This window comes from Prochlorococcus sp. MIT 1304, assembly GCF_047305015.1.
In the GTDB taxonomy this organism is placed as follows: Bacteria; Cyanobacteriota; Cyanobacteriia; order PCC-6307; family Cyanobiaceae; genus Prochlorococcus_A; species Prochlorococcus_A marinus_E.
In genome coordinates, this window is sequence record NZ_CP138974.1 from 1135924 (window position 1) to 1160846 (window position 24923).

Annotated in this window: 34 protein-coding genes and 1 other RNA gene; 18 read left to right on the forward strand and 17 right to left on the reverse strand. The window is 30.7% G+C overall.

Annotated features, from left to right (window positions below):
- Positions 1–19 precede the first annotated feature (19 nt).
- The gene (locus tag SIB45_RS06320; RefSeq protein ID WP_011862704.1) at positions 20–1657 is read left to right on the forward strand and encodes a peptide chain release factor 3; all 1638 of its coding nucleotides are present in this window, start codon (positions 20–22) and stop codon (positions 1655–1657) included.
- A 51-nt stretch (positions 1658–1708) separates the two neighbouring features.
- Positions 1709–2383, forward strand: a complete 675-nt coding sequence (locus SIB45_RS06325) for a CPP1-like family protein (protein ID WP_011862705.1) — start codon at positions 1709–1711, stop codon at positions 2381–2383.
- Here the strand turns inward: SIB45_RS06325 and hslO are convergent.
- Complete coding sequence (gene hslO / locus SIB45_RS06330; protein WP_011862706.1) at positions 2378–3286, reverse strand: Hsp33 family molecular chaperone HslO; 909 nt, start codon at positions 3284–3286, stop codon at positions 2378–2380. The two genes, SIB45_RS06325 and hslO, sit on opposite strands and share 6 nt — an antisense overlap.
- A complete protein-coding gene (locus SIB45_RS06335; RefSeq protein ID WP_011862707.1) occupies positions 3276–3923 on the reverse strand; it encodes an ABC transporter ATP-binding protein in 648 nt (215 codons plus the stop codon). The genes hslO and SIB45_RS06335 overlap by 11 nt, the downstream gene beginning before the upstream one ends.
- 83 nt (positions 3924–4006) lie before the next feature.
- Here SIB45_RS06335 and SIB45_RS06340 point away from each other — a divergent pair, with 83 nt between their 5' ends.
- Genes SIB45_RS06340 through SIB45_RS06350 form a run of 3 tightly spaced genes read left to right on the forward strand, consistent with a single transcriptional unit; the run spans position 4007 to position 5983 of the window.
- A complete protein-coding gene (locus SIB45_RS06340) occupies positions 4007–4450 on the forward strand; it encodes a DUF3531 family protein (RefSeq protein WP_011862708.1) in 444 nt (147 codons plus the stop codon).
- Between the two features lie 9 nt (positions 4451–4459).
- On the forward strand, positions 4460–5233 hold the full coding sequence (locus SIB45_RS06345) for a 16S rRNA (uracil(1498)-N(3))-methyltransferase (protein ID WP_011862709.1): 774 nt from the start codon (positions 4460–4462) through the stop codon (positions 5231–5233).
- A 6-nt stretch (positions 5234–5239) separates the two neighbouring features.
- A complete protein-coding gene (locus SIB45_RS06350; RefSeq protein ID WP_011862710.1) occupies positions 5240–5983 on the forward strand; it encodes a TIGR00297 family protein in 744 nt (247 codons plus the stop codon).
- A 16-nt stretch (positions 5984–5999) separates the two neighbouring features.
- Here the strand turns inward: SIB45_RS06350 and SIB45_RS06355 are convergent, their stop codons facing one another.
- Both SIB45_RS06355 and SIB45_RS06360 read right to left on the reverse strand, forming a co-directional pair.
- The gene (locus tag SIB45_RS06355) at positions 6000–6644 is read right to left on the reverse strand and encodes a GDSL-type esterase/lipase family protein (RefSeq protein WP_011862711.1); all 645 of its coding nucleotides are present in this window, start codon (positions 6642–6644) and stop codon (positions 6000–6002) included.
- A 49-nt stretch (positions 6645–6693) separates the two neighbouring features.
- Entirely contained in the window at positions 6694–6972 is a 279-nt protein-coding gene (locus tag SIB45_RS06360; protein WP_233119166.1) for a hypothetical protein, read from the reverse strand.
- A gap of 16 nt (positions 6973–6988) precedes the next feature.
- Here SIB45_RS06360 and SIB45_RS06365 point away from each other — a divergent pair, with 16 nt between their 5' ends.
- Positions 6989–7354, forward strand: a complete 366-nt coding sequence (locus SIB45_RS06365) for a hypothetical protein (protein ID WP_413682115.1) — start codon at positions 6989–6991, stop codon at positions 7352–7354.
- A 28-nt stretch (positions 7355–7382) separates the two neighbouring features.
- Here the strand turns inward: SIB45_RS06365 and SIB45_RS06370 are convergent, their stop codons facing one another.
- Genes SIB45_RS06370 through SIB45_RS06385 form a run of 4 tightly spaced genes read right to left on the reverse strand, consistent with a single transcriptional unit; the run spans position 7383 to position 11021 of the window.
- The gene (locus SIB45_RS06370) at positions 7383–8195 is read right to left on the reverse strand and encodes a PhnE/PtxC family ABC transporter permease (protein ID WP_413682116.1); all 813 of its coding nucleotides are present in this window, start codon (positions 8193–8195) and stop codon (positions 7383–7385) included.
- A gap of 4 nt (positions 8196–8199) precedes the next feature.
- Positions 8200–8940: an ATP-binding cassette domain-containing protein gene (locus SIB45_RS06375; RefSeq protein WP_011862713.1), complete on the reverse strand. Its 741-nt coding sequence runs from the start codon at positions 8938–8940 to the stop codon at positions 8200–8202.
- On the reverse strand, positions 8937–9830 hold the full coding sequence (locus SIB45_RS06380; RefSeq protein ID WP_011862714.1) for a putative selenate ABC transporter substrate-binding protein: 894 nt from the start codon (positions 9828–9830) through the stop codon (positions 8937–8939). Before SIB45_RS06380 ends, SIB45_RS06375 begins: the two co-directional genes overlap by 4 nt.
- 12 nt (positions 9831–9842) lie before the next feature.
- On the reverse strand, positions 9843–11021 hold the full coding sequence (locus tag SIB45_RS06385) for a pyridoxal phosphate-dependent aminotransferase (RefSeq protein WP_011862715.1): 1179 nt from the start codon (positions 11019–11021) through the stop codon (positions 9843–9845).
- Between the two features lie 161 nt (positions 11022–11182).
- Between SIB45_RS06385 and SIB45_RS06390 the strand changes: the two genes are divergently transcribed.
- The 3 genes from SIB45_RS06390 (at position 11183) to SIB45_RS06400 (ending at position 14335) form a co-directional block, all read left to right on the forward strand.
- Positions 11183–11686, forward strand: a complete 504-nt coding sequence (locus SIB45_RS06390; RefSeq protein ID WP_011862716.1) for a uracil-DNA glycosylase — start codon at positions 11183–11185, stop codon at positions 11684–11686.
- 35 nt (positions 11687–11721) lie between these two features.
- A complete protein-coding gene (gene ispG, locus SIB45_RS06395; RefSeq protein WP_011862717.1) occupies positions 11722–12939 on the forward strand; it encodes a (E)-4-hydroxy-3-methylbut-2-enyl-diphosphate synthase in 1218 nt (405 codons plus the stop codon).
- Positions 12940–13000: 61 nt separating this feature from the next.
- On the forward strand, positions 13001–14335 hold the full coding sequence (locus SIB45_RS06400) for a S41 family peptidase (protein WP_011862718.1): 1335 nt from the start codon (positions 13001–13003) through the stop codon (positions 14333–14335).
- On the opposite strand, the gene nadA is transcribed toward SIB45_RS06400, so the two are convergent.
- The gene (gene nadA, locus SIB45_RS06405) at positions 14332–15246 is read right to left on the reverse strand and encodes a quinolinate synthase NadA (protein WP_011862719.1); all 915 of its coding nucleotides are present in this window, start codon (positions 15244–15246) and stop codon (positions 14332–14334) included. The genes SIB45_RS06400 and nadA overlap by 4 nt on opposite strands.
- 163 nt (positions 15247–15409) lie before the next feature.
- Between nadA and SIB45_RS06410 the strand changes: the two genes are divergently transcribed.
- Positions 15410–16183, forward strand: a complete 774-nt coding sequence (locus SIB45_RS06410) for a TIGR04168 family protein (RefSeq protein ID WP_011862720.1) — start codon at positions 15410–15412, stop codon at positions 16181–16183.
- Positions 16184–16206: 23 nt separating this feature from the next.
- On the opposite strand, the gene SIB45_RS06415 is transcribed toward SIB45_RS06410, so the two are convergent.
- Positions 16207–17004 (reverse strand): hypothetical protein, encoded by a 798-nt coding sequence (locus SIB45_RS06415; RefSeq protein ID WP_011862721.1) that lies wholly within the window; start codon positions 17002–17004, stop codon positions 16207–16209.
- A 31-nt stretch (positions 17005–17035) separates the two neighbouring features.
- On the opposite strand from SIB45_RS06415, the gene SIB45_RS06420 reads away from it, so the two are divergent.
- Positions 17036–18226, forward strand: coding sequence for an SAM-dependent methyltransferase (locus SIB45_RS06420; RefSeq protein ID WP_011862722.1), 1191 nt, complete (start codon positions 17036–17038; stop codon positions 18224–18226).
- On the opposite strand, the gene aroB is transcribed toward SIB45_RS06420, so the two are convergent.
- Complete coding sequence (aroB, locus tag SIB45_RS06425; protein ID WP_011862723.1) at positions 18223–19314, reverse strand: 3-dehydroquinate synthase; 1092 nt, start codon at positions 19312–19314, stop codon at positions 18223–18225. The genes SIB45_RS06420 and aroB overlap by 4 nt on opposite strands.
- 125 nt (positions 19315–19439) lie before the next feature.
- Between aroB and SIB45_RS06430 the strand changes: the two genes are divergently transcribed.
- The 5 genes from SIB45_RS06430 (at position 19440) to SIB45_RS06450 (ending at position 21573) form a co-directional block, all read left to right on the forward strand.
- The gene (locus SIB45_RS06430; protein WP_011862724.1) at positions 19440–20630 is read left to right on the forward strand and encodes a 5-(carboxyamino)imidazole ribonucleotide synthase; all 1191 of its coding nucleotides are present in this window, start codon (positions 19440–19442) and stop codon (positions 20628–20630) included.
- 17 nt (positions 20631–20647) lie between these two features.
- A non-coding RNA gene (gene ssrS, locus SIB45_RS06435) (6S RNA) lies at positions 20648–20832 on the forward strand.
- A 162-nt stretch (positions 20833–20994) separates the two neighbouring features.
- Positions 20995–21294 carry a DUF1651 domain-containing protein gene (locus SIB45_RS06440; RefSeq protein ID WP_011862725.1) on the forward strand — a complete coding sequence of 100 codons (300 nt, stop codon included), beginning with the start codon at positions 20995–20997 and terminating at the stop codon, positions 21292–21294.
- Positions 21291–21431, forward strand: a complete 141-nt coding sequence (locus tag SIB45_RS06445; RefSeq protein WP_011862726.1) for a hypothetical protein — start codon at positions 21291–21293, stop codon at positions 21429–21431. Before SIB45_RS06440 ends, SIB45_RS06445 begins: the two co-directional genes overlap by 4 nt.
- Positions 21421–21573 (forward strand): hypothetical protein, encoded by a 153-nt coding sequence (locus tag SIB45_RS06450; RefSeq protein WP_011862727.1) that lies wholly within the window; start codon positions 21421–21423, stop codon positions 21571–21573. The genes SIB45_RS06445 and SIB45_RS06450 overlap by 11 nt, the downstream gene beginning before the upstream one ends.
- A gap of 122 nt (positions 21574–21695) precedes the next feature.
- On the opposite strand, the gene SIB45_RS06455 is transcribed toward SIB45_RS06450, so the two are convergent.
- From SIB45_RS06455 to SIB45_RS06470, 4 genes are all read right to left on the reverse strand, one after another.
- On the reverse strand, positions 21696–22445 hold the full coding sequence (locus SIB45_RS06455) for an NAD-dependent DNA ligase (RefSeq protein WP_011862729.1): 750 nt from the start codon (positions 22443–22445) through the stop codon (positions 21696–21698).
- Positions 22446–22640, reverse strand: a complete 195-nt coding sequence (locus SIB45_RS06460; RefSeq protein WP_225866358.1) for a hypothetical protein — start codon at positions 22638–22640, stop codon at positions 22446–22448. It lies immediately after the preceding gene.
- Positions 22641–22682: 42 nt separating this feature from the next.
- Positions 22683–22940, reverse strand: a complete 258-nt coding sequence (locus tag SIB45_RS06465; protein WP_025890613.1) for a hypothetical protein — start codon at positions 22938–22940, stop codon at positions 22683–22685.
- A 69-nt stretch (positions 22941–23009) separates the two neighbouring features.
- Positions 23010–23246 carry a hypothetical protein gene (locus SIB45_RS06470; protein WP_011862731.1) on the reverse strand — a complete coding sequence of 79 codons (237 nt, stop codon included), beginning with the start codon at positions 23244–23246 and terminating at the stop codon, positions 23010–23012.
- Between the two features lie 193 nt (positions 23247–23439).
- Between SIB45_RS06470 and SIB45_RS06475 the strand changes: the two genes are divergently transcribed.
- Together SIB45_RS06475 and SIB45_RS06480 are read left to right on the forward strand one after the other, a co-directional pair.
- Positions 23440–23730, forward strand: a complete 291-nt coding sequence (locus tag SIB45_RS06475; RefSeq protein ID WP_011862732.1) for a DUF1651 domain-containing protein — start codon at positions 23440–23442, stop codon at positions 23728–23730.
- 2 nt (positions 23731–23732) lie between these two features.
- Entirely contained in the window at positions 23733–23966 is a 234-nt protein-coding gene (locus SIB45_RS06480; RefSeq protein WP_071813378.1) for a hypothetical protein, read from the forward strand.
- 495 nt (positions 23967–24461) lie between these two features.
- Here the strand turns inward: SIB45_RS06480 and SIB45_RS06485 are convergent, their stop codons facing one another.
- The gene (locus tag SIB45_RS06485; RefSeq protein ID WP_011862733.1) at positions 24462–24644 is read right to left on the reverse strand and encodes a hypothetical protein; all 183 of its coding nucleotides are present in this window, start codon (positions 24642–24644) and stop codon (positions 24462–24464) included.
- Positions 24645–24650: 6 nt separating this feature from the next.
- Positions 24651–24848: a hypothetical protein gene (locus SIB45_RS06490; protein ID WP_011818197.1), complete on the reverse strand. Its 198-nt coding sequence runs from the start codon at positions 24846–24848 to the stop codon at positions 24651–24653.
- Positions 24849–24923: the final 75 nt, after the last annotated feature.

Below are 24923 nucleotides of genomic sequence, written 5' to 3' on the forward strand. Positions count from 1 at the left end.
AGGCCCTTATAGTAAATAAATGAGCTTAGGTACTAAAATTCTAAATAATAAAGACATACTGGAAGCGGTAAATAAAAGAAGAAATTTTGCTATTATTTCACATCCGGATGCTGGGAAAACGACTCTTACTGAGAAGCTTCTTTTGTATGGAGGTGCCATTCAACAAGCAGGAGCCGTAAAAGCTAGGGGTAATCAGAGAAAAGCAACCTCAGACTGGATGGAACTTGAGAAACAAAGAGGTATATCTATAACATCAACTGTATTGCAATTTGAATATGAAAGATCAGTAATCAATCTATTAGATACACCAGGACACCAAGATTTCTCCGAAGATACTTATAGAACATTAGCTGCTGCTGATAATGCAGTTATGTTGGAAGATGCTGCTAAAGGACTAGAACCTCAAACTAGAAAATTGTTTGAAGTTTGCAAGATGCGAAAAATACCAATATTTACTTTCATAAATAAAATGGATAGACCAGGAAGAGAACCATTTTCTTTACTTGATGAAATTGAATCAGAACTTGGATTAAATACCCTACCTATAAACTGGCCAATTGGGAGTGGCGAAGAATTTAGAGGGGTTATTGATAGATTTTCGAGAGAGGTGATTTTATTTGATAAAGCAGTGAGAGGGAAACAATCGAATGAGAAAAGATTAAGTCTTGAAGATAAAGAGGTATCAAAATATGTAGAGAGAGATTTACTTGAAAACTCACTTGAAGAATTGGAGGTTCTTGATGAGGCAGGATCTAAATTTGAAAAAGAAAAAGTTTTCAATGGCTCTTTAACCCCAGTTTTCTTTGGATCTGCCATGACTAATTTTGGCGTAAGGCCATTTTTAGATAGTTTTTTAAAAATGGCACAAAAACCAACGTCAAGAAATAGTAATAAAGGGGATATTGAACCTGCAAGCGATGAATTTAGTGGGTTTGTTTTTAAGCTTCAGGCAAATATGGATCCAAAGCACAGAGATAGGGTTGCTTTTGTAAGAGTTTGTAGTGGTAAATTTGAAAAGGATATGTCAGTTAAACATTCCAGAACTGGGAAAACAATTAGATTATCAAGACCACAAAAAATATTTGGGCAAGATAGAGAAGTAGTTGATGATGCCTATCCTGGAGATGTTATTGGTTTAAATAATCCAGGGATGTTTTCTATTGGAGATACTCTTTATACTGGTACTCATCTGGAATATGAGGGCATACCATCCTTTAGTCCTGAAATATTCAGCTGGCTAAGAAATCCAAATCCCTCAGCATTTAAAAATTTTAGAAAGGGTGTTAATGAACTTCGAGAAGAAGGTGCAGTTCAGATTCTTTATGACTTTGATGAGAGCAAAAGAGACCCCATACTCGCAGCCGTTGGTCAATTGCAGTTGGAGGTAGTAACTCACAGATTAAAAAGTGAATATGGTGTAGATGCAAATCTTGAAGCAATGCCATATCAATTGGCTAGATGGATTTCTGATGGATGGCCAGCCATTGAAAAACTAGGCAGAATATTCAACTGTAAAATAGTTAAAGATTGTTGGAATAGGCCAGTTATTCTTTTCAAAAATGAGTGGAATCTAAATCAATTTGTTGAAGACAATAATCAATTAAATTTAAACAAAGTTGCGCCCGTTGTTAGTGGAGTCGAACCAATTGTTTTATAAAGTCTTAATGGATTATAAAATTAGTTAATCTGTTAGTATTGGTAAAAAATTTTGGATTTAAACAGTAATAAAAATAATAACGAAAAATCACCTTATGAAATTTTAGGTGTAAAAGAAGGTGCTGCTTTTGAGGATATTCAGAAGGCTAGAGATAATAAAGTTAAAGAGGCTGGAGAAGATTTAATTTTAAAAGCGAAAATAGAGTCTTCCTTTGATCAATTACTTATGGGGAGTTTGAAAGCCAGACAATCAGGAAATGTAAGCTATGAAGCTGTAAGTGCTTCAAAAAAAGAAAAACAAATTAATCAATTTACTAATAATAATTTTCCACTGCTTTCTAAAATAAAAAATTTAAATAATAACTCTAAGAACTTAAGTCAATATAGTTTGCCAAAAATAACGCCTCCTTCATTTGATAATCTTTCAATAAAAATATCTGTTGGGTTATTATTTTTAATTTTGTTATTTATTAGTCCCGACTCTAATAATAGACTTTTACTTTCCATCTCAACATTAATACTTACCTATACTCAAATTAAATCGGGGAAAAGATTTATAGGTTCTCTTGGTTGGAGTGTTACCTTTCTTTCGATAGGATTAATATTTGGTGGATTACTTGAAAATAATTCTTTCATTCAGGAAATTTCAAATAATTCTCTATCGATACAAAAAATTCAAAGTATTCCAGCCATGGTTATTTTATGGCTAGGCGTAATTTTCTTATGATTGATTTTCTATCATCAATTTAATTTCTTCATAATTTATAAGATATTTATTCTTACAAAATTCACATACTAATTCTGCATTGCCATCTTTCTTGAGGATGTCCTCCAACTCGCTCTTATCAAGCATATTCATTGCATTTAAACTTCTTTGTTTAGAACACTTGCATTTAAAACTAACTTCTTGTGAACGAGCTTTTTCAGATATTGATTCATCGTCGATATCAGGAAATATTTTTTTTATCAAGGAAAGAAGATTATCTTTTGATTGAAATAGATCTTCGCTAAAAGAATTTACTTCTTTACATCTTTCTTCAAGTAGTGAGACTAGTAAAGGGTCAGTATCTTTTTTAGGTAAAACTTGAGCTAATAATCCACCACTACAAATAATTCCTTGATTTTGAATTTTTTCTCCAATAAATACAGCAGAAGGAGTTTGTTCTGAATGATATAAATATGAAGCTAAGTCTTCTGCAATATTCCCATTTACTAATTCAACTGTGCTTGTAAAGGGTTCTCCAATTCCGCTATCTCTAATAACATTTAAATATCCAGTACCTAATGCTTTTGTGAAATCAAAAGAATATTTATTACTATCTATTTTGACTAGATCCAATTCTAAATCAGGATTTCCTACATATCCTCTGACTTTACCGTCTCTACCTGCATCAACCAGCAATCCCTTCAAAGGTCCGTCAGAACGTACTCTTAGGGTTACTCTTCCATGCATTATCTTCATTGAACTTGCTAAAAGCAGTGAGGCACTAAATGCTCTCCCTAAGATGCAGGTGGTTAGATAAGAAAGATCGTGTCTTTTTTTGGCTTCTAGGGAAGATTCTGTTGTTAAGACAGCAACTAATCTTATTCCACCATTTGCTGCAGTGGCTCGTACTATCCTATCCTGCATGATTTTCTTTCATAAAATTTTTGATTTTCCCTTTTTCCAAGAATAATATCCTAGAAGTAATTCCCTCAAACATTTCAGGTTCATGAGTAACAATAATAATTGTATTTTTATTTTTTAAATCAAGAATTAAATTCTTCACATCATTCCTCATTGAATAGTCTAATCCAGCAGTAGGTTCATCAAGTAAAAGAATTGAGGGGTTTCTAAGAAGTTGAACTGCTACAGCTAATCTTCTTTGTTGTCCGCCACTTAGTTGTTCTGGTGGTTGGGTCAGATTAATTTTTTTCAAACCAACTTTATTCAAGACTATTTCTATATTTTTTTCTCTTAAAGATTTATGGCCTATTTTTAGTTCCTTCCCAATGGTTGTACCTATAAAGTATCTTTCAGGAAATTGGAATACTACTCCACAAAACCATCTTCTCTGTCTAGAAGATAAAATTTTATTCTTCCAAGTAATTTCCCCTTTTTGTGGATTTGTTAATCCGCTTATTATTTCAAGTAGTGTTGTTTTCCCAGAACCACTATTGCCACAAATTAATATGATTTCATTTTCATGAACTTTTAAATTTAAATTGTCTATAATTTTTCTTTCACCAGTTTGGGGTTGATAAGATATTTCTTTTAAATCAAGCATTATGAATTAAGTTATAGGTATGAATTTTAATCTAGTAATAACTTACTTATAATAGCTATAGATCTAAAAAGCTATTAGTCAATATGAATATTATTTTTAGAGAAGTTGATCCTTTTAATTGTTGGATATGGATCAGGTTTTCAGAATCACCAACTCAAGATGAAAAAAATTATTTAGATGGTGTTTTTGATAGTTGGTACGTTTTAGGAAGGTTAGGTGGATTTAATTCTGAAAATTTGCAAACTCATGAAGAAGGTTCTGATCTAAGTTGGATGTCCTATGATAATGATCAAAAAAACGCATCTCTTCCAGCCTTAATGCATAATTTAGGAATTATGGAATATCAAAACCTATGGGGAAGATGTTGGGTTGATTTTGGGACTTCAGACTCCATTTCAATAGATATATTAATTAATTCTTTAAATGAGATATCAAATAATTATGTAAAAATTGAAGATTTAATTATTGGGGGTGAAAATAATGATTGGGCAATTGAAGAACATGAAGATTTAGTTTTCAAAGATTAAGTGTTTTAGATGGAAGACTTCACAAGATTAATTATTTCCCATGAAAGAATTGAAAATATTAAGAACAATAATTTAAAACTAAATAAAGAAGAGACTCATTATATAAACAAAGTAATGAGGATAAAAAATGGCAAAGAAATTTTTATAGCTAACGGAGAGGGTTCATTATGGAAAGCTATAAAAATTAAAAATGATTGTTTAGAAATAGGTCAATTAAAAAAACCTTACTTATTTCAAGAGCAAGAAATTCACTTGTTAGGCATAGCTGTTGTTATACCAAAAAGTGGTTTTGAGGATATTTTAAAAATGTGTACTGAAATCGGAATTGACTTTATACAGCCATTATTTTCAGAAAGACAGGTAAACAAAAATTTAAATTTTTCTAGAAAACTTTTGAGATGGAATTCAATTATTAATGAAGCAGTTGAGCAAAGTGAGAGATTATGGAAACCATCTATTTTAAATGGTATGGATATTGTTGAATGGCTAAAAAGTAGAGACAATCAAGAAAGAGTTTCAATTTCAATAACAAGAGAAGAAACACTATATGACTTAAATCAATGGTTAAGAAAACAACAAGAATTTGTAAATAGAAGAGGAGGTATTTTTTGGAACGTAATTGGCCCTGAAGGAGGATGGTCCTCAAAAGAAATTGATTTTTTTAATAGAAAAAATATTGCCTTTGTTAAACTGTCTGACACTATCTTAAGAACTTCAACGGCTAGCATTAACGCATCATCAATTCTAAATCAGTGGAGAATTGATTTAAAATTAAGGAATTAGATAAATATGGATATAATTAAAAATCAATTTTTTATAGGTTTTTGCATTAATTTCATTTTGATTTATATATTTTGCAAGATTCCTTTGATGACAAAAAGTGGTTGGATAAGTGCAGGCATTTTAGGCACAATTTTGTGGGGATGTTTGTCTTGGCAAGGATGGATGTCAGTTGTAATTTATTTATTATTTGGATCTCTCGTTACCAAAATAGGTTTTAAATTTAAAAAAGAACAAGGAATAGCTGAAAAAAGAGGTGGGAGGAGAGGTCCTGAAAATGTATGGGGCTCTGCAGCTACAGGATTATTTCTTGCCATTATGACCAAATTTAATGCTGCCAACGTCGTAATGTTTAAAGTAGGTTTTGCTGCAAGTTTTGCTGCAAAGTTGGCAGATACTTTTGGCAGCGAAATTGGAAAAAGATTTGGTAAAGACACATATTTAATTACTTCACTTAAAAAGGTTGAAAGAGGAACTGAAGGAGGAATAAGTTTAGAAGGAACATTAGCTAGTTTTTTGGGATCAATATTTATGGCTTTTATAATGCTTCGTCTATCAATTATTTCTACAAAATATCATTTTATAGTTGTTGTAGTTTCTGGATTATTGGCAACACTTACCGAAAGTATTATTGGTGCTAAATTTCAAAACAAATATAAATTAAGTAATGAATTGGTAAATGCTATTCAGACAAGTATTGCTTCTTTTTTTGCTATTTTTGCTCTTGTTTTATATTCATATTTTATAAATTAGAAATATTTGGGAAGCCTTAGGATTCCTTCCATTTTGTAAGAGTTTCCCAGCTCTTAAGTCTTTGGAAAAGCCAGAAATGACCTTCGGAATTTAGATGAATTCCATCATGCGTAATCCAATTTTTACTCCTTTTATCAGAGTACATTTCTCTAAAAGTAGGAAGAAATGGAACATTCTGATTGAGGCATACTTCCTCCATTCTCCTTTCATAAGAATTACAAAAATCATTTGAGTACCATAGACATCCTGCGAAAGGCATTTTGCTTTCGTCAACTGGTGTCAAACCAATAACAAATACATTTGTTTGAGAGTTCATTTCATTAATTAGCCTCTCTAATCCATATTCAAATCCATCTATATCTAATTGATGTCTTCCATTTATCTGACCAATTGCTGCAGTGTCGTTAAGACCTACATTTAGTAGGATTGCTTTAGGTTTATTTCTTCTCGTTTCTCCTCTAGATGACCATTCTTTTTCCCATCTAGATGAAACTTTTTCTATCCCATCTCCCCTAACGCCAAGTTGATAAATAACTGGCCCATTTTGGTTATTACCCCAATCTTTTCTAAGCCTCTCACACCATCCGCCACCCTCATTATCTCCCCATCCATAAACTGAGCTATCTCCAATTACAACAAGCTGTTTTGGTAAACTAATCACTATAACCGGAAAAAAATAATTACTTGATTTAACAAATTATTCCTACAAATCAAGTTAAACTATTTTTGATTTTACCATTTATTAATTCTCCAACTATCGCGATGGAGCTATAAGCTATCAAAACTATTGTGACTTCTTGCCATGCGAAGGAACTTAGTGATTCTTGCAATTGCCAACCTAGACCAACACTTCCAATAACCCCAACAATTGCAGTTTCTCTAATAATGATGTCAGATCTATAAGCACAATATGCTAAGTAACTTTTTGCTTGTTGAGAAAATAAACCTAAAAGCCAACTAGTCTTTTTTGAGATTCCTAGAGATTTCATTGCAATATAATTTTTCTTGTCTTGGCTATCTAGATTTGTAAAAAGTAATTTGCTAGTAATACCAGCATTGTGGAGACCTAATGTTAAAGCTGCTAAAGATAAAGAAGGATTATTAAAAGTTAATAGAGTTAGAATTATTACAGGTGTAGGTATTAAACGTAATAAAAATGCAAAAATTTTTATAAAAATTTTAGAACTATTATTGTTAAAAATTCCTATTACTAATGGAGGTAAACTAATTGCAATTCCTGTTGATAAAAGACTTAAAATTATTGTTTCTAATATAAGTTTTAAGAAATCAAATAATCCTAAATCTGAGCTTGATTTAAATAATGAACTAACGGAATTAAAATTTTCGATATTATTATTAAAAATAAAATAAAGAAAATATGAAAAAGAAAATAAAATTGTTATGAAAAAAACTGCAATAAAAAAATAGATAGGATTTTATTTGTAGTATTAAATTTTATTTTTTTGAATATTAATCCAGAAAGAATTATCAAAATTGCTAAGGACCATAAATAAGTCCATAACTCTCTAAAATTCAAAGTTTGGAAAGATAAAAAAATACTGGTACCTATTCCTCCAATCCCAAAAAATCCTAAAATCACCGTACTTCTTATTGAACACTCTAATCGATATAAACCAAAGTTTTTAAATGTATTTATTATTGGATTCCATATTAAAGTTAGTAAAGAAGAAAATTTAGGTGCATTTATTTGATTTATAGATTCAAAACTTTTGTAGTCAATAGTTTCTAATTGTTCAGCAAAAACTTTTGAATTTACAGCAATATAAGGTATACATATAGCTATTATTCCTATCGAAAAATTTATTCCATATATTTGCATTAATAGTATTCCCCAAACCACTTCGTGTATAGATCTAATTATTGTTAGAAAAAACCTTACTATGCGGTAGAAAAAATTTGGAATATTAAAGATTTTATAAAAAATATTTGAGGAAATTATTCCAAAAATTGCTCCAAAAATAATACTTACTAACCAACTAAAAAAACCAATTAAAATAGTTTCATTTAATCGCTTAATTACGGTAATAATAATTTCATTATCGATCTTGGGATTAAATGCAGAAATTAAGAATTCTTGGAATAATTTAAATCCTCCAAAATGAATATTGTTTATTAATTGATACCCTAGAGGTATGCATACCAAAATTGGAAGAAAAGATAATGAGGTATAGTTTAATTTTAATTTGTTCAACTAATTAATATATTTTCTCTAAATGAATCTTCTTTAAGTTATTTCTTTTGATATTGAAAAAAATTTTACCATCCCTTATTCCAATAACTTTATCGAAATCGTTCAGCAAATCTAATCTATGTAATGCAACTAATGCGGTCTTTGGGGATTTTTTTGTTTTATTTTTATCTACATTCTCTAGCAGAAGGTTTTTAATTGTTGTTATCAATTTGGGATCTAGATTATTAAAAGGCTCATCTGCAAGTAATATATTTGATTCTTGAATTAATGATCTAGCTATAGCCACCCTTTGTTTTTGCCCCCCAGATAGTTTTCTGATTTTTTTGTCGTAAATAGAGTTATGAAGTCTACATAATTTCATATATTTATGCGCCTTCTTAAAAGAACTTATATTTAGTAAATTTTTAAAAGCGAAATAAAAATTGTTTTCCGCTAGTAGTCCACAATTAACATTTTGTTCTGCAGAGAGATCTTCTATTAATCTTAAATCTTGCCAAATAGTTGTTATTTTACTTTTCTTCTTTCTATCTAATTCCTCGAAACTTTCATTGAATAATTTAACCTTACCTTGAGTTGGCTTTATAGTGCCATTAAGTACTGATATAAGTGTAGTTTTTCCTGAACCGCTTTTACCTAAAAGTGCAATTTTTTCCCCAGAATTTATTTTTAAATTTATTTTATTTAGGATCAGATCATTTTTGTATTTATAAGATATATTTTCTAATTCTAAGACAGTATTATTCATCTAATTTTATTTAATTTCCTCCCGATTTCCTCTATATTTTTATATTGTTTTGATTCTGCCTTTATAAATCTTTTTGCATTAAACATATCTAATATCTGTTTATGTGATTTTTGCTTTATATCTAAATTTAGAATTACTGATTTAAGTTCTTTTGTAAACCCCTCCCCGAATCTATTTTCAAGATCACCTTGAGCTACCCAATGATAGTCAACATATTCTGGTGTGATCCAGAATAATTCTAAATTACTTGTTCTTTTGGGATTATTTTTAAGATTGTTTTCCCAAACCTGTTTATTTAAAGCTCCAGCATCAAATGCCCCACTATTAACTAAAGCTATAGTGGCATCATGACTCCCACTAAAACCTGCTTTTTTCCCTTTAAAATGTTTAATTTCTACCCCTGCTTGATTTAAAAAATATTCTGGCATTAATCTTCCAGAAGTTGAGTTTTCAGAGCCAAAAGTAAATCTTAAATTCTTTAGTTTTTTAAGTCCTTTAATGTTTGAAATTGAGTTAAGTTCTAAATTTTTGTTTACTACAAAAACACTTTTAAATTCCTTATCGATATCTCTTTGAGCTATGACAATTGAATTAGGTGTTTGTAATCTTGCTTGAACTCCTGATAAACCTCCAAACCAAACTAAATCTAAATCTTTAGTTCTAAATCCAGTTACTGCTGCTATATAATTAATAACAGGAATGTATTTAACTTCTACATCAAGTTGTTTGGATAATTCTTTTGAAAATAAATTAAATCTTTTGTCCAAAACATCTTGGTTTTGATCAGGTATTGCTCCAACTTTTAAAACTTTGGGATTTGAAAATACAGGTGATGAAAAAACAGAAAATAATAGAGATGAACTTACAAGGAAATACTTTAAATTAAACATAACTTAGTTAAATTAATAGTATTCAGAGATTGCTTTTTCAATCCTCTGAAGTCCATCTTTTATTTTAATTTCTGAAGCTGCACAAGATATTCTTATACATTGATCAGCTCCAAAAGCTTTTCCAGGTACAACAACTAATCCGTAATCTTGAAGAGCTTTATTGCAGAAATCAACAGAAGTAATTGAGGAGTTGGGTAATTTTGGAAATGCGTAAAATGCTCCATTAGGTTCTTCAATATAAATCCCATTTATATTGTTAAGGCCCTCATAGAGAATTCTTCTTCTTTGATCATAATGGCTATTTATCATTGAGAAAAACTCATTATTAATTTTTAAAGCCTCTAAAGCACCTTTTTGAACAAAAGAGCAAACATTACTTGTACTTTGACTTTGTAATGCTGAGGATGCTTTGATTACATCTTTGGGGCCTACTAAATAACCTATCCTCCAGCCAGTCATAGCCCATCCTTTAGCAAACCCATTTATTATAAAAATTCTATTTTTTAAGTCATTTGCTAATGAAGATAAACTGTAGTGTTTAAATTCTTTTTTAAGGATTAGTTCGTAAATCTCATCAGAAAGAATATTGATATTTGGATTTTCTCTAGCTAAATCGGCAATTTGTAATAATTCTTCCTTTGACATAACTCTTCCAGTGGGGTTATTAGGAGAATTGATAATTATAAATTTAGTTTTTGAAGAGATTTTAGACTTCAAATCTTCTATATTTATTTTGAATCCATCTTCTGCAGAAGAATTTGTAAAAATTGGCTTCCCACCCGCCAATCTAACCATCTGGGGATAACTTAACCAATATGGAGAAGGAATAATAACTTCGTCTCCAGTATTTAACAATACTTGGAAAAGATTATATATTGCTTGCTTGGCACCATTTGTGACCATTACATTTTCAAATTCATAATTTAAATCGTTTTGAATTTGAAGTTTATTTGCAATTGCTTTTCGGAGATCTAAATTCCCCGCTGCGGGCCCGTACTTTGTAAATCCATCAAATATAGCTTTACTTGTAGCCTCTATAACTTCTTTTGGGGCATCAAAATCAGGTTCACCTGCACTTAAATTGCAAATATCTACTCCTTCTGCAGATAATTGATTTGCTTTAGCACTTATCTGCAATGTAAGAGATGGCTCAATTGAAAGTGCCCGATCAGATAAATTAACTTGACTCATTGACTTATGACTTTTCAAATATGACTTTTAATAATGACAAATGCATAAATTAAGAATAAATAAAACTATCACACTATGGTTTAATTTAGTTCATTTTCTTAATCTATTTTATTTTCATGTTTTGAGTTCTTAAGATAAAAATATTTAAAGTTTTATTTTCAGTGAAAAGGTTAGTAATTGGGAGAGGTAGTGTATTTGCAGATTTGTTAATAATTGGTGAGGCACCTGGAGCACAGGAAGATTTAGAAGGAAAACCTTATGTAGGTAAATCTGGTAAGTTATTAAACGAATTATTGATACAAGCTGGGATTGACTATAAGAAGGATGTTTATTTTTGTAATGTAATTAAATGTCGTCCACCAAATAATAGAAAACCCACTGCTAGAGAAATAAATATTCATAAACCTTGGTTATTACAGCAAATAAAGCTAGTTGATCCAAAATTTATATTACTTACAGGTTCTACTGCTATGAGAGCTATTTTAGAAGTTAAAGATCCTATAAGTAATTTAAGAGGTCAATGGATTAAACAAGATGGGAGAGAAATTATGATAATTTTTCATCCATCTTATTTGTTGAGATTTCCTTCAAAAGAAATTAATAAACCTTACCATCTAACTTTGAAAGACCTAGAGAATGTAAGTGATAGACTATATGCCGTATAATTTAGTGAAAACCTTTTTGAATATCAAGAATTTTAATGTCATTAACTCAATCAAAAGAGGTTAATAGTCTCTCCAAAAGATATTCAACTCATATTGAGAGAAGGATAACTAGAACAGTAATGGTGGGTGATGTAGCTATTGGAAGTGATTATCCAGTAAGAGTTCAATCGATGATAAATGAAGATACAATGGATGTCGAAAATGCTTACTTAGCTATCAAAAGACTTCATGATGTGGGTTGTGAAATTGTAAGGTTAACTGTTCCTTCCTTAGCACATGCCAAAGCAGTAGGAGATATAAAGGCAAAATTATTAGAAAATAATATCAACACCCCCTTGGTGGCCGATGTTCACCATAATGGTATGAAAATTGCAATGGAAGTTGCAAAACATGTTGATAAAGTAAGAATTAATCCTGGATTGTTTGTTTTTGAAAAATCAGACCCTGCTAGAACTGAATATACAGATGAGGAATTTGAAACTATTAAGCAAACAATACTTAAAAGATTTACCCCTTTAGTTGAAGTTTTAAAGGCTGAGAACAAAGCTCTAAGGATTGGAGTTAATCATGGGTCTCTATCTGAGAGGATGCTTTTTACTTATGGAGATACGCCATTAGGAATGACAGAATCTGCGATGGAGTTCGTCAAAATATGTGATGAGCTTGATTTTCATAACATAATTATTTCTATGAAAGCTTCTAGGGCTCCTGTTATGATGGCAGCTTATAGAATGATTGCAGATAGGCTTGACTCAGAAGGATATAACTATCCCTTACATTTGGGAGTGACCGAAGCTGGTGATGGTGATTATGGAAGGATTAAAAGTACTGCTGGAATTGGAACGCTTTTAGCAGAGGGATTAGGAGATACCATCAGGGTTTCCTTAACAGAAGCTCCAGAAAAGGAAATACCAGTGTGCTATTCAATTTTGCAATCTTTAGGATTAAGAAAAACAATGGTTGAATATATCAGTTGCCCTAGTTGTGGTAGAACACTTTTCAATCTAGAAGAAGTTGTAGATAAAGTTAGGACCGCCACCTCACATTTAACGGGTCTAGATATAGCAATAATGGGATGTATTGTTAATGGGCCAGGAGAAATGGCAGATGCTGATTATGGTTATGTTGGAAAAGGTAAAGGAACTATTGCCTTATATAGAAGGAAAGAAGAGATAAAAAGAGTACCTGAAGATGAGGGGGTTAATGCTTTAATCCAACTTATTAAGGATGATGGGAAGTGGATTGATCCTTAAGGATTTGTCAAAATTTTGAATTATAAATAAATTCTTTTTATAATAAAAAATATCGAATTAATTGAAGATAAGAAAATTGCTTAAAAAAAAATTTATATTTCTGTTTGCGACATCCTTTTCTGGACTATTCTTAAATAGTTTTGCAGAGGCAACAGTTTTAAATAATAGTTATAAAGAAGTAATTGATCATGTTTGGCAAATTGTATATAGAGATTTTCTTGATTCAAGCGGCAAATTTCAAAAGTCCAATTGGATTAATCTGAGAAAAGAAGTTTTATCAAAAACATATTCAGATAGCAATGAAGCATATGATGCGATTAGAGATATGCTTTCTAACTTAGATGATTCTTATACAAGATTTTTAGAACCTAAGGAATTTAATCAAATGAGAATCGATACCTCTGGTGAATTAACTGGAGTTGGTATCCAAATAGTTAAAGATAAAGAATCTGATGATTTAATAATTATTTCTCCCATAGAGGGCACCCCTGCCTTTGATGCTGGAATTAAAGCTAGAGATAAAATATTATCCATAGATGATATTTCTACTGAAGGTATGAATATTGAGGAGGCCGTGAAATTAATAAGGGGGCAAAGAGGTACTAAAGTAAAGCTTGAAATTCTTAGAGGTTCTCAATCCTTTTTTAAGACTTTATCGAGAGAAAAAATTGAAATAAAATCTGTATCAAGTAAAGTCAATCAAACCAAAAATGGCTTATTAATTGGCTATGTAAGAATTAAACAATTTAATGCAAATGCATCAAAAGAAACTAGAGATGCTATTAAGGATTTAGAAACAAAAAAAGTCGCAGGATATGTTCTTGACTTGAGAAGTAATCCAGGAGGTTTATTAGAATCAAGCATTGATATCTCAAGGCACTTTATTAACAAAGGAGTAATAGTTAGTACAGTAAGTAAAGATGGTTTAAAAGAAACAAAAAAAGGAAACGGACAAGCTCTAACTAAAAAACCCCTAGTTGTACTGGTTAATGAGGGTTCTGCTAGTGCTAGTGAAATAGTTTCTGGTGCAATAAAAGATAATAAAAGAGGAAAATTAGTTGGAAAAAAAACGTTTGGTAAAGGTCTAGTTCAATCTATGAGGACATTAGTTGATGGTTCAGGATTAACTGTTACAGTCGCCAAGTATTTAACTCCGAACGGTACTGATATAAACAAATCTGGAATTATTCCAGATATAGATGTAAAAATGAATATCAACCCTATTCTCCAAAGAGAGATTGGAACTAGAAAAGATAAACAATATAGAGCTGGTGAAAAAGAGCTAATAAATATAATTAATAGAAAGAATCAGATAAGCGAATTTAAGCCCGACACTGCAAACCTTAATGCTTTCCTAAAAATTAATAAGGAAAATAAAATATTTTTATTAAATTAATTACTCATATCCAGCATTCTCTTTATTGGCACATAGGCTCTTCTTATTATTTCTGGGTCTAGTTCGATAGACGGGGAATTGTTTTTCAAACAATCAAGAATTTTTTCTAAAGTATTTAATTTCATATATGGACACTCGTTACATTTACAACCTTCTACATCAGGAACTTCAATAAAAATTTTATTAGGTTCTTTCTTTTTCATTTGATGAATTATTCCAGGTTCAGTTAGTACCATGTAAGTTTTAGATGGATCTTTACTTACGAAATCAAGCAGCTTGCTTGTTGATCCAATAAAGTCTGAGAGAGTTAGTAAATTTTGACTACATTCAGGATGAGCAATTACTTTTGATCCTGGATTTTGATATTTTAATTTTAAAAGTGCTTCTTCACTAAATGATTCATGAACAATGCAGCTGCCAGGCCATAATTTAAGATCTCTTCCTGAATTTTTCTGTACCCATCTCCCAAGGTTCTGATCTGGTGCAAATATTATCTTTTTATTTTCAGGTATCTTTTTAATTAATGAGACTGCATTACTGCTTGTACATATCAGATCACTTTGAGCTTTTACTTCTGCAGTGCAATTTATATAACTTACGACATAGTGATCTGGATTTTCTTCCCTGAATTTTTGAAATTTATCTGAAGGACAATCGTCTGCTAATGAGCAACCTGCGTCAATATCTGGTAATAGGACTTTTTTATTAGGGCTAAGTATTTTTGCAGTTTCGGCCATAAAGTGCACACCGCAAAAAATTATTATATCTGCGTCATTATTTGCAGCCTTCCTAGATAGATCTAATGAATCGCCAATAAAATCTGCAATTTCCTGAATCTCTGGAGCTTGATAATAGTGTGCAAGAATGATTGCATTAGCTTTTCCGCAACGCTCCTTTATTTCAGAAATCAAATCCTCTTCGTTTTGAACTGATTTCTGTTTTGCAGTAGAAGTTATACTGGTCAGGATTTAGAATATCTCTAAATAGATTATATGCCTTTAAACAGAAAAAATTCTGACAAATTTAAAAATTGCTATTGTTGGTGACTGTCATGGTCAATGGTCTGAATTAGACTTGAAAGTTTTATCGATTATCAACCCAAATATTGTTTTATTTGTTGGTGATATTTCTGATGGAAGTGTCAAAATAATTAAAAAAATCAATGAGATCAAAATTCCTACTTTTGTGATTTTGGGAAATCATGATAGAGGGAAAGATTCTACAGGCGAAACTCTTTCAAAGCAGATACGTGTTCTTGGTGAAAAATATTGTGCATGGGATTTGAAAGTTTTTAATAATCAAATAAATTTATTGTCTGCTAGACCATGTAGTTCTGGCGGCGGCTATTATCTTTCAAAAGAAGTTAAAGGCGTTTATGGACCTATAACCGAACAAGATTCAATAAATAAAATTATCAAATGTTCAGAAGAGACTATTGAAGAAATACCTCTAATAATTATGTCGCATGCTGGTCCTTCGGGTTTAGGTTCAGAACCTAAAAGCATTTGTGGGAAAGACTGGAAATCACCCTCTTTAGATTGGGGAGATAGAGATTTGTCTGCTGCTATTTCTCAAATACAAAAGAGAAGAAAAGTTGATCTTGTAATTTTTGGTCATATGCACAACCGGCTAAAAAGAAATCTTGGTTTAAGAGAGATGTTTAAAATTGATAGCAAAGGAACAATTTATTTCAATACTGCTGTAGTACCAAGATATAAAACTGATGAAGATGGGAAATTGCTAATTAATTTTTCATGGATTGAGTTTGAAAATAAGGAATTAAGGCATGTTTCTCATCGATGGTATTCAGAATCTGGTGAAATACGTGAAGAAGATAAATTTTTTTAGGATTAGATTTTTTTGTTCATATTTTAAGTATTTTTGGGCTTTTCATATCTTGAAAATAAAGTTTGAGACAAGATATAACCTGCAATTCCTGCGGCTGTAAAAGCTAAACCATTTTTAAATAAAGGTAATAAATCATTCGTTCTGGATATTATAGGTGCCAAACCAAAAATTCCAAATAACATTCCCCATAAGGGAGAAAGAAGAGCTAAAAATCCAATTGATATGACTTGACCTTCTTTTCTTGGAGCAGATGCAAAACCTGCTACTAAACCTCCAAGAATAGATGTACATAAAGTCCAAATATATTGCTCTTTGGGTAGGCCAGGGACAACTTGGCATCCTCCTCTTTCGAGGCAAATCTTTACTGAATCAATTGCATCTAATACTGCACCATCCTCACCGTGATCTTTAACATAGTATTGGTTGCCAAATCTTGTTTGAAGTTCAACCCAAAATAACCTTGGCATAAAATTAAAATAAGCCTCTCCTACATTAAAGTTCAGCAAATTTCCCCCTCTAGGATCCGCAACTATCAACAAACTTGTCTCATCTAAATCCCAATAGTCCTTTATTGCACTACCAGGTGAACTTTCAAACTGAGATAAATATTTAATTTTCCACCCACTTTCAGTTTCTAGATTGTTGAGCTTTTCCTCTAAAGATTTTTTCTGATTAGGGCTTAATGTTTTAGCTAAATCAATTACAGGTGTTTTTTCTTCTGGTAAGAGATTTGGATTATTTATAGCGAAAACGGGTTTATGTGAAATTAAAACTAATATAGATAGAAATATTCCTAATAAATAGTTAATCTTTGAAGGCATAAATAAGTTTTGTCTTTTTATATTTTCGCCGATGAATAGCTTACCCGCGAATAATCCAGATTGGTTAGTAAAAAAAATAATAAAAATGGGTGGGACTATAAGTTTTTATGATTTTATGAATTTCGCATTAAATGATCCTATTAATGGTTATTACGGCAGCGGTAAAGCTGAGTTAGGTGTTCGAGGAGATTTTGTCACATCACCAGCTTTATCTGATGATTTTGCTTTTTTGGTTGGTAAACAAATAGAAGATTGGTTGATTCAGTTCAAAAATAGTTTTTTATCTAATCAGAAATTAGCTGTAATTGAATTTGGAGCAGGAGATGGAAGCTTTATGAGTGGGTTAATTAAATATTTTTTAGAAAATAACAAGAATTTTTTGGAAGGAGTTTCTTTTGTAATTATTGAACCTAATGAAGGGATGGTAGAAAAACAAAAAAATAAATTGGAGGAATTTTTGAACTTAGGTATTGATATTTTATGGAAAGGTTTGGATGAAGTAGAGGAAAATAATATAAATGGAATAGTTCTAGCAAATGAGGTTTTGGATGCTTTGCCAGTAGAAAGAATAACCTTCGCAAAGGGAAAATTAATTCGACAAGCAGTTTCTATAGACAAAAAATCTCATAAATTATTTTTTGATAAAATGCCAATTACACGTGAATTGGAAAAAAGTTTTGAACTTGCTAAAAGTGAGTTGGGAATAACTATTCCACCTGCAGATGCTCTTGAAGGATGGACGACAGAATGGCATGTAGATAACTCAAAATGGTTAGAAGCAATTTATGGGAAAATAAATAATGGTATTTTATTGATAATTGATTACGCTAAAGAAGCTAAAAAATACTATAACTCTAAGAATTCTGATGGGACGATAGTTTCATATGAAAATCAAAAAATGAAGAATAATGTCCTAGATTCTCCTGGAAATTGCGATTTAACATCTCATGTGTGCATAGAAACTTTAATTAATGATGCTGAGAATCTTGGATTTAATACTGATGGAATAACTAAACAAGGCGAGGCTTTGTTGGCGCTTGGATTGGCAGAGAGACTTTATGGGATTCAGAAAGAATTTAAGGAGGATTTATCAAATGCTCTTTTAAGAAGAGAGGCATTACTTAGACTCGTAGATCCTGTTTGTTTAGGTGATTTCAAGTGGTTTGTTTTTAAAAAGTTTAATGAGAAGAAAATGAATATAAATTCAACCTGCTTGCGTTAAGAAAAAAATTTTAAAAATAATGAATCTTCTACGTCATCATATATATCAACAGCACCAATTTCTTTCGGTAATATAAATCTCATTTTGCCATCACGAACTTTTTTATCGCCCATAAGTATTGTTAGAACGTCTTCTTTATTTATTTTGGGGATCTCGGTAGGAAGATCGTAACTCTCTAATAGAATTTTCTGCCTTTCTAATTCTTCTTTAGACCATAACCCCTTCTCAATTGCTATTTTACCTGCAATATTCATACCAATTGATATTGCCTCACCATGTAGAAATTTGCCGTATCCACATAAATTTTCAATAACGTGACCAAAAGAATGACCATAATTCAATATTGCTCTAACACCATTTTCATGTTCGTCTTGAGAAACAATATGAGACTTTGTTTTAATTGAACTATTAATTATTTTAATTAGATATTCATTTTTGAGATTTATAAGTTCATTTTTGTTTTTTTCAATTTCTAAGTATTTGAAAAGTTCTTTATCTCTTATTACTCCGTATTTTATTACTTCGGCCATGCCTGCACTAAATTCTCTTTTGGGCAAACTTTTTAAAGTTTCTGGATCAATAAAAACTGCTTTAGGTTGATTGAAAGCTCCAATTAAATTCTTACCTTTTGGATGATTTACTCCTGTTTTTCCTCCCACAGATGAATCAACCATTGATAATAATGTTGTTGGAATCTGAATATATTCGATACCTCTCAGCCAAGTCGCAGCTGCAAAACCACTTACATCTCCAACAATTCCTCCTCCAAGGGCAATAATTATTGAATTTCTATCTAAGCCAAATTCAAATGCTACATCATATATTTCACTTAAGGTTTTTAAGTTTTTATATGATTCTCCAGCCTTGATAAGGACCATTTTGGCCTGAAATTTATTATCTTTTAAATTATTTAAAAATTTTTCTCCATATAAGTTTGATATTTCTTCATTTGAAATCACAAGTATTTTTCTATTCTTTGTTATTCCAATTTTTAAAAGTTCTTCGCTGATATTATTCAGTATCCCTGCTTCTAGAGTTACTTCATATGACTTATCACCTAATGGGACTAATATTTTTCTCTTATTCACAATTGATTACCTAGTTAAAATTTATAAATATTTGGTATTAAATACTTTATATATTAGCAAAATCTAAGCTCTAGATCCTTAAAAATTCAGTTGTTAAGAATTAGAAATGGTAATAAAATCATGCTATGAGTTTAAAAAAAAATATAAACGATTTTAAGAAAAATTATTCCCTGGGAATAATTGGAGGTGGTCAATTGGCTTTGATGTTAACCGAGGCAGCAAAAAAAAGAGATCTTGAAGTATGTGTGCAAACAAAATCTTGTGATGATCCTGCTGGGTTAAAAGCAGATCATGTCATAGAAGCTGATCCTTTAAAGATAAGAGGTAATAAATCATTAATTAATGAGTGTGAAAAAATAATTTTTGAAAATGAATGGATAAAAATTGATAAATTAAATTTAATTGACAATAAAGATATTTTTGTTCCAAGCCTTAATGCAATTAAGCCATTAGTAGATAGGTTTTCTCAAAAAAAATTAATAGAAAGAATGAATATTCCCTGCCCAAAATGGATAAGTATTGAAGATTTTAAAAATCTCTCGGATCAGGAAATCAATAATTGGACTTTTCCTCTAATGGCAAAATCAAATAAAGGTGGATATGACGGCAAAGGGAACAGAAAAATAAAGACAAAAGAAGATTTAGATTCTTTTTTAAAAGAGAACAATTCTAATGAATGGTTAATAGAAGAATGGATAGAGTATGAAAAAGAACTGGCTCTTGTTGGTTCGAGAGATAGGACCGGTAAGATAAGATTCTTTCCAATAGTTGAGACGTTCCAATCAAACCACGTTTGTGATTGGGTTCTTGCCCCTGGAACAAATGAATATGATTTGAACTTATTTGCAATAAATATTTTCTCTTCAATAGTCAATGAACTTAATTACGTTGGAGTTTTAGCTATTGAATTCTTCTATGGAGATAATGGTCTTTTAATTAATGAAATAGCTCCTAGAACACATAACTCAGCTCATTTCTCTATTGAAGCTTGCACTTCAAGTCAGTTTGATCAATATGTTTGCATTTCTTCTGGGATAATGCCACCTGAAATTAAAATGAACTGTGAAGGTGCAATTATGATAAATTTACTGGGTTTAAAAAAGAATTTCCCAATCTCAATGGAAACCAGAATTAAAATGTTATCTGAAATTGAGGGTTCTAATATTCATTGTTATGGCAAATCTCGCGAAATTCTGGGAAGAAAAATGGCTCACATCACATTTTTATTAAATGGTAAAACGCATTTAGAAAGATATGATGAAGCTCAAATTTTATTAACTATGGTAAGAGACATTTGGCCATCTCCAAATGCATAAAAAAATAAGTTAGAGTTAGATTACTGGATCTTTGGTTAAGTTCTTCTTTATGTGCTCTGATCTGACTCTCTTTCGACATGAGGAGACTGTCGTGATGCGGTAGTAAACCGATCTTGTAATCGGAAACGAAAGCCCACTTTGAATCCTCTTCTGGCATTTCCAGGTCGATGCAGCAGAGAACTGACGGGGATCCGGTATTACCTATCAAAATGCCTGTTATAACAGGTTTTTGGTGGGTATTTTATTTTTTTGGAATAACTGAGCTGTTTTAATTTTCTATAAGTGCAAATAATTTATTTGCCAAAATACTTGACGTTCCATTTCTAATGCATTTATATTAATAGTACACATGTATTACTGAGTAATGACTTTAGGAGGAGCTAATGTTTGGACTAATTTTTCTTACGGTTATCGTAATGAGTCCCCAAGTGGTTGGTTGCTTAGCCCAGACCGCACCAGATTAATTTTATTTATAAGGAATAAAAAATCTCCAAGAAATAGTATGAGGATTTTTGCTCATACATATTATGCCAATGATCTTGGTGAGCCAATGGCAATTAAATCATCCACTCAAATGTATTTGGATAATGCTTGGGATAAATGGCATGACCTTCAACTAGAAGGTTGGACTTTTGAAGAACTTGAATTACCTGAATCTGTATGACTAACTTAAATCCAATCAAAAAGAAATTATCAAAAGTAGATAGAAAGATATCTATGCAAGACCCATCTAAATTATTAGCAGAATTTTTTAATGGTGTTGTCATTGAACTTGATGAAGAATATAAATATGACTCATAAAGAATTGATAGATCAAGTTTCCGCAAATTTATTTAAACAAAGTGGAAAGTTAGAAAGCAGAAGATCTTGGTTGGCAATGAGAAATTATCTTGAACAATTAGATACCGAACAACTTAAATCCATGCTTAAGGACCATGGATAATTAAAAACTTTATTTAGTTTTTATTTTTTTCTTAATTCTTAGAAAACCATAAGTTGCAAAGCCAATCAAAAACATATCCAAGTAAATATGCCAAGTAGGAAAAATCTGGTGTATTAATTCCATTAACGTTTTATTGCCACCTGCCAATAAGGATAATCTAAATTTGATTTTTCTCTAATCAGTTGTAATTTTCTAGAATTTATTTTTACTACTATTCCATCTGTTGGATATTCACTAAAAAGCTTCCCTTCTAACCATCGTTTTCTAAATACTTCAACTTGGCTCGTAAAGTTGCATGAAATATCCTGAGGGATCTTGAAGCCAAGCTTAGAAAGACTCTTTTTGGACTCATATTGGTTAAGTGTTGAATTAAGTATTTGAAATGCGCAGAAGCTAAGACTTTGAGAAAATCCTTCTTTAGCTCTTAGAAATCCAGAAGCGATTCTCTGGGAGATATTTGGACTTTGGTTAGGTGCGTATAATTCACCTCTAACTTGAAGAACTCCTTGTAAAGGGAGATTATTGGGAATGTCTTGGATTTTAATAAGTTTACTAGTAACATCTGTTCCTTTTCTTGAAATTGCTTTTTCCAATGTTCCATCCCTATATTGCAAAGCAACAGCACAACCATCAATTTTTGGTTCAATTAATAATCTGGTATCTGCTAATAATCCTTTCAAAAATTCATCTATTGAATCCTTTTCCAATGAAGGTAAAACTAGTTTATTTTTCTTTTTAAAGTAATCACAATTAGGGTTTGTTCTCAATAAATTTTTTTCAAGTTGGTCGAACTGCTTATCAGAGATTAAAGCATTACCGTTTCTATAATTATCGTCATACCATTCAATTCGTTCTTCTAAATAAGTCTTCATTTAATACGATGGCTTAAGTTTTTGGATAGTTATCCAACTTGGTTTATCCATAATCCATTTTTCTCTATCTTCATATTTAACAGTCCATAAAAGAAATGAAGAAATTTCTTTTAGAGTTATGCCAACCAAATATCTTGTTTTTTGACTTATTGATATAAATCCAGATAATAATATTAATAAAATAAGTTTAAGCATATTTTTAATCATTTAAAAACTCAGAGTAATTTTGCGAACTTTTTAATTAATGCAATTCTTATAACCTTCAATCTTTGCTAGTTCATCAATATTTAAACCTGTTTCTTCTAGTAAAGTTTCTCCTATATCGTCCTTATTAAATTTAGTTAAAGCTCCTTTAGTAGAGTACTTAATACATTGGTTTTTGTATTTTGCTTCTTTGACAACAGGAGATAAATAAAAACCAAACAAGATGATAAAAGCTCCATAGGTTACAACTTTTCTATGGTTTTTCCACCATTCATAAAATTTATTCGACACGAAAAATAAATGACTTTTTTCTATTTTAAATTGACTGTCAACAGATTACTTTAGAAATTTCAGGATTGGTTAATTTATTGTTTTTTCATTAATAGATTTAACCCAAGAATAATATCTTGATTTTCTAATCCTTTGCTCTTTCGAGACTAATCTATCCGCAGATTCTAGGGGTGATTCTCCTTTCTCAACTTTTGTTGTAATAGAAATACCAAAACCTTTTGCTTCAATTTTTGCAATGCCACCCTCTAAAAAAAATAAGAAAGACCAACCTTTATTCCATCCTAAATAGAAGGGATTTCGATACATTGCATTTTTTTTGGAGATACTCTTTCAATGATATTTTCCTTTTCAAGGAGTTACTTGTATTCACTATTACCAAATAAGAATTTTACGGCTGATTATTTCTAGAAAGTAATTTTAGTATTTAAATGATTAGCAGAGGAATACTTGACGTCTACGAATAGTACATTTATATTATTAGTACAAACGTATTATCCTTATGACTTCAGGAGTCGCTAATGTTCGGACTTATTTTTATTGTGGCAGCTTTATTGACCCCCCAACTGGCTGGTTATTTAACAAAAAAAGTGGTTTATTAATTTTTTTTGAGAGTTATAAGAAATCTGTATCTAATAACTTAAAAGTATATACTCATCTTTTCTATGCAAATGAATTAGGTGAACCAGCCCAAATTAAAAATTCAAGACTTCATTCTATTGAGTGCGCTTGTGAAACATGGAATGAATTAATTTCAGGAGGTTGGCAAATTGTTACTAATAAATTCCAGTAATAATGATCAATGTAAATCCGTCAAAATGGGAATATCTAAAAGAATCTACCCTAAAACGAAAACGAACAAAGATTTGTATTACTTGCAATCACTTTCGCTACAGCACTACAGAAACTTTTGCTACTATCTTGATCTGTCCAAAATACGAAAAACGCATACCACAGGGTGATCATTTACTTAAAGGTTGTGAGTATTGGCAAAAAAATAGGACGATATTTTCTCTTGAAGTATCTTAATTATTCTCTAAATAAACTTCTCTAGCTAGAGATATTTAATTATGTAAACAAAGCATTATTTTATACAACTTAAAAAATTATTTTTAAGTAATTTTGAAACATGATTCAATTCTATTTTTCCATATTTTTATTAGTTGTGCTTACATTTTTTGCACTTTTACTGGATGCACCAGAATTGGCTTCTTTAATTCAAACATTTTAGTAAATAATAAATCAGCATTTTTACTGATTTACCTTCTTCACAGGTAAGGAGTAAGTTTAACTTGTTGAATAGGAGGGATCTTATGATTGACAGTCCACCAGAGGAGTTTAATTATAAAATTTAAATCTAAATAAAACTAATGCTAAATCTGGAATGAATCTTCTATTTGAGATTCATTCCTTTTTAATTACTTTCTAAAAAATGTAAATTATCAATAATTAATTTTAAAAGTAAAAAATCTATTCATTTTAAAATGATTTAGGCCAAAGTCTATTCTTAGATAGTGGCTAACTTTACCTGAATCCAAAACCATTTTTTTGTTCTTCTTTTTCTTCCCATTCATTAATAATTAGTTTTAGTAAATTTTTAAGTTCTGAATTCGAAGCATCAGTGTCTTTTTGAAGATTTATACAAATGTTTTTTATTTCCTCAAAAGCATTATCAATTAATATTGTTTTTTGATCTGGATTAGCCATAGAATCTTAAAATGCTCCATTACAGTTGAATCCACTGCAGTTAATAACCCTAAAAATATTCATTACAAAGTTGTGGAATCTTTCATCATAAAAAAATGCCCAGGTTGTAAATATAGCAAATCCAGAAACAGCAAAAGCAGCATATTGAAGCCAATGTATTCCATAGCTGTCCAATCCATTTTTATCAAAATCAGAATTACTCAATTGCCTTTTTACTTATAATAAAAATTTTTTTTTAAAAAGGAGAGATTTTTTTGAACGAAAGATTTATTTTTTTCT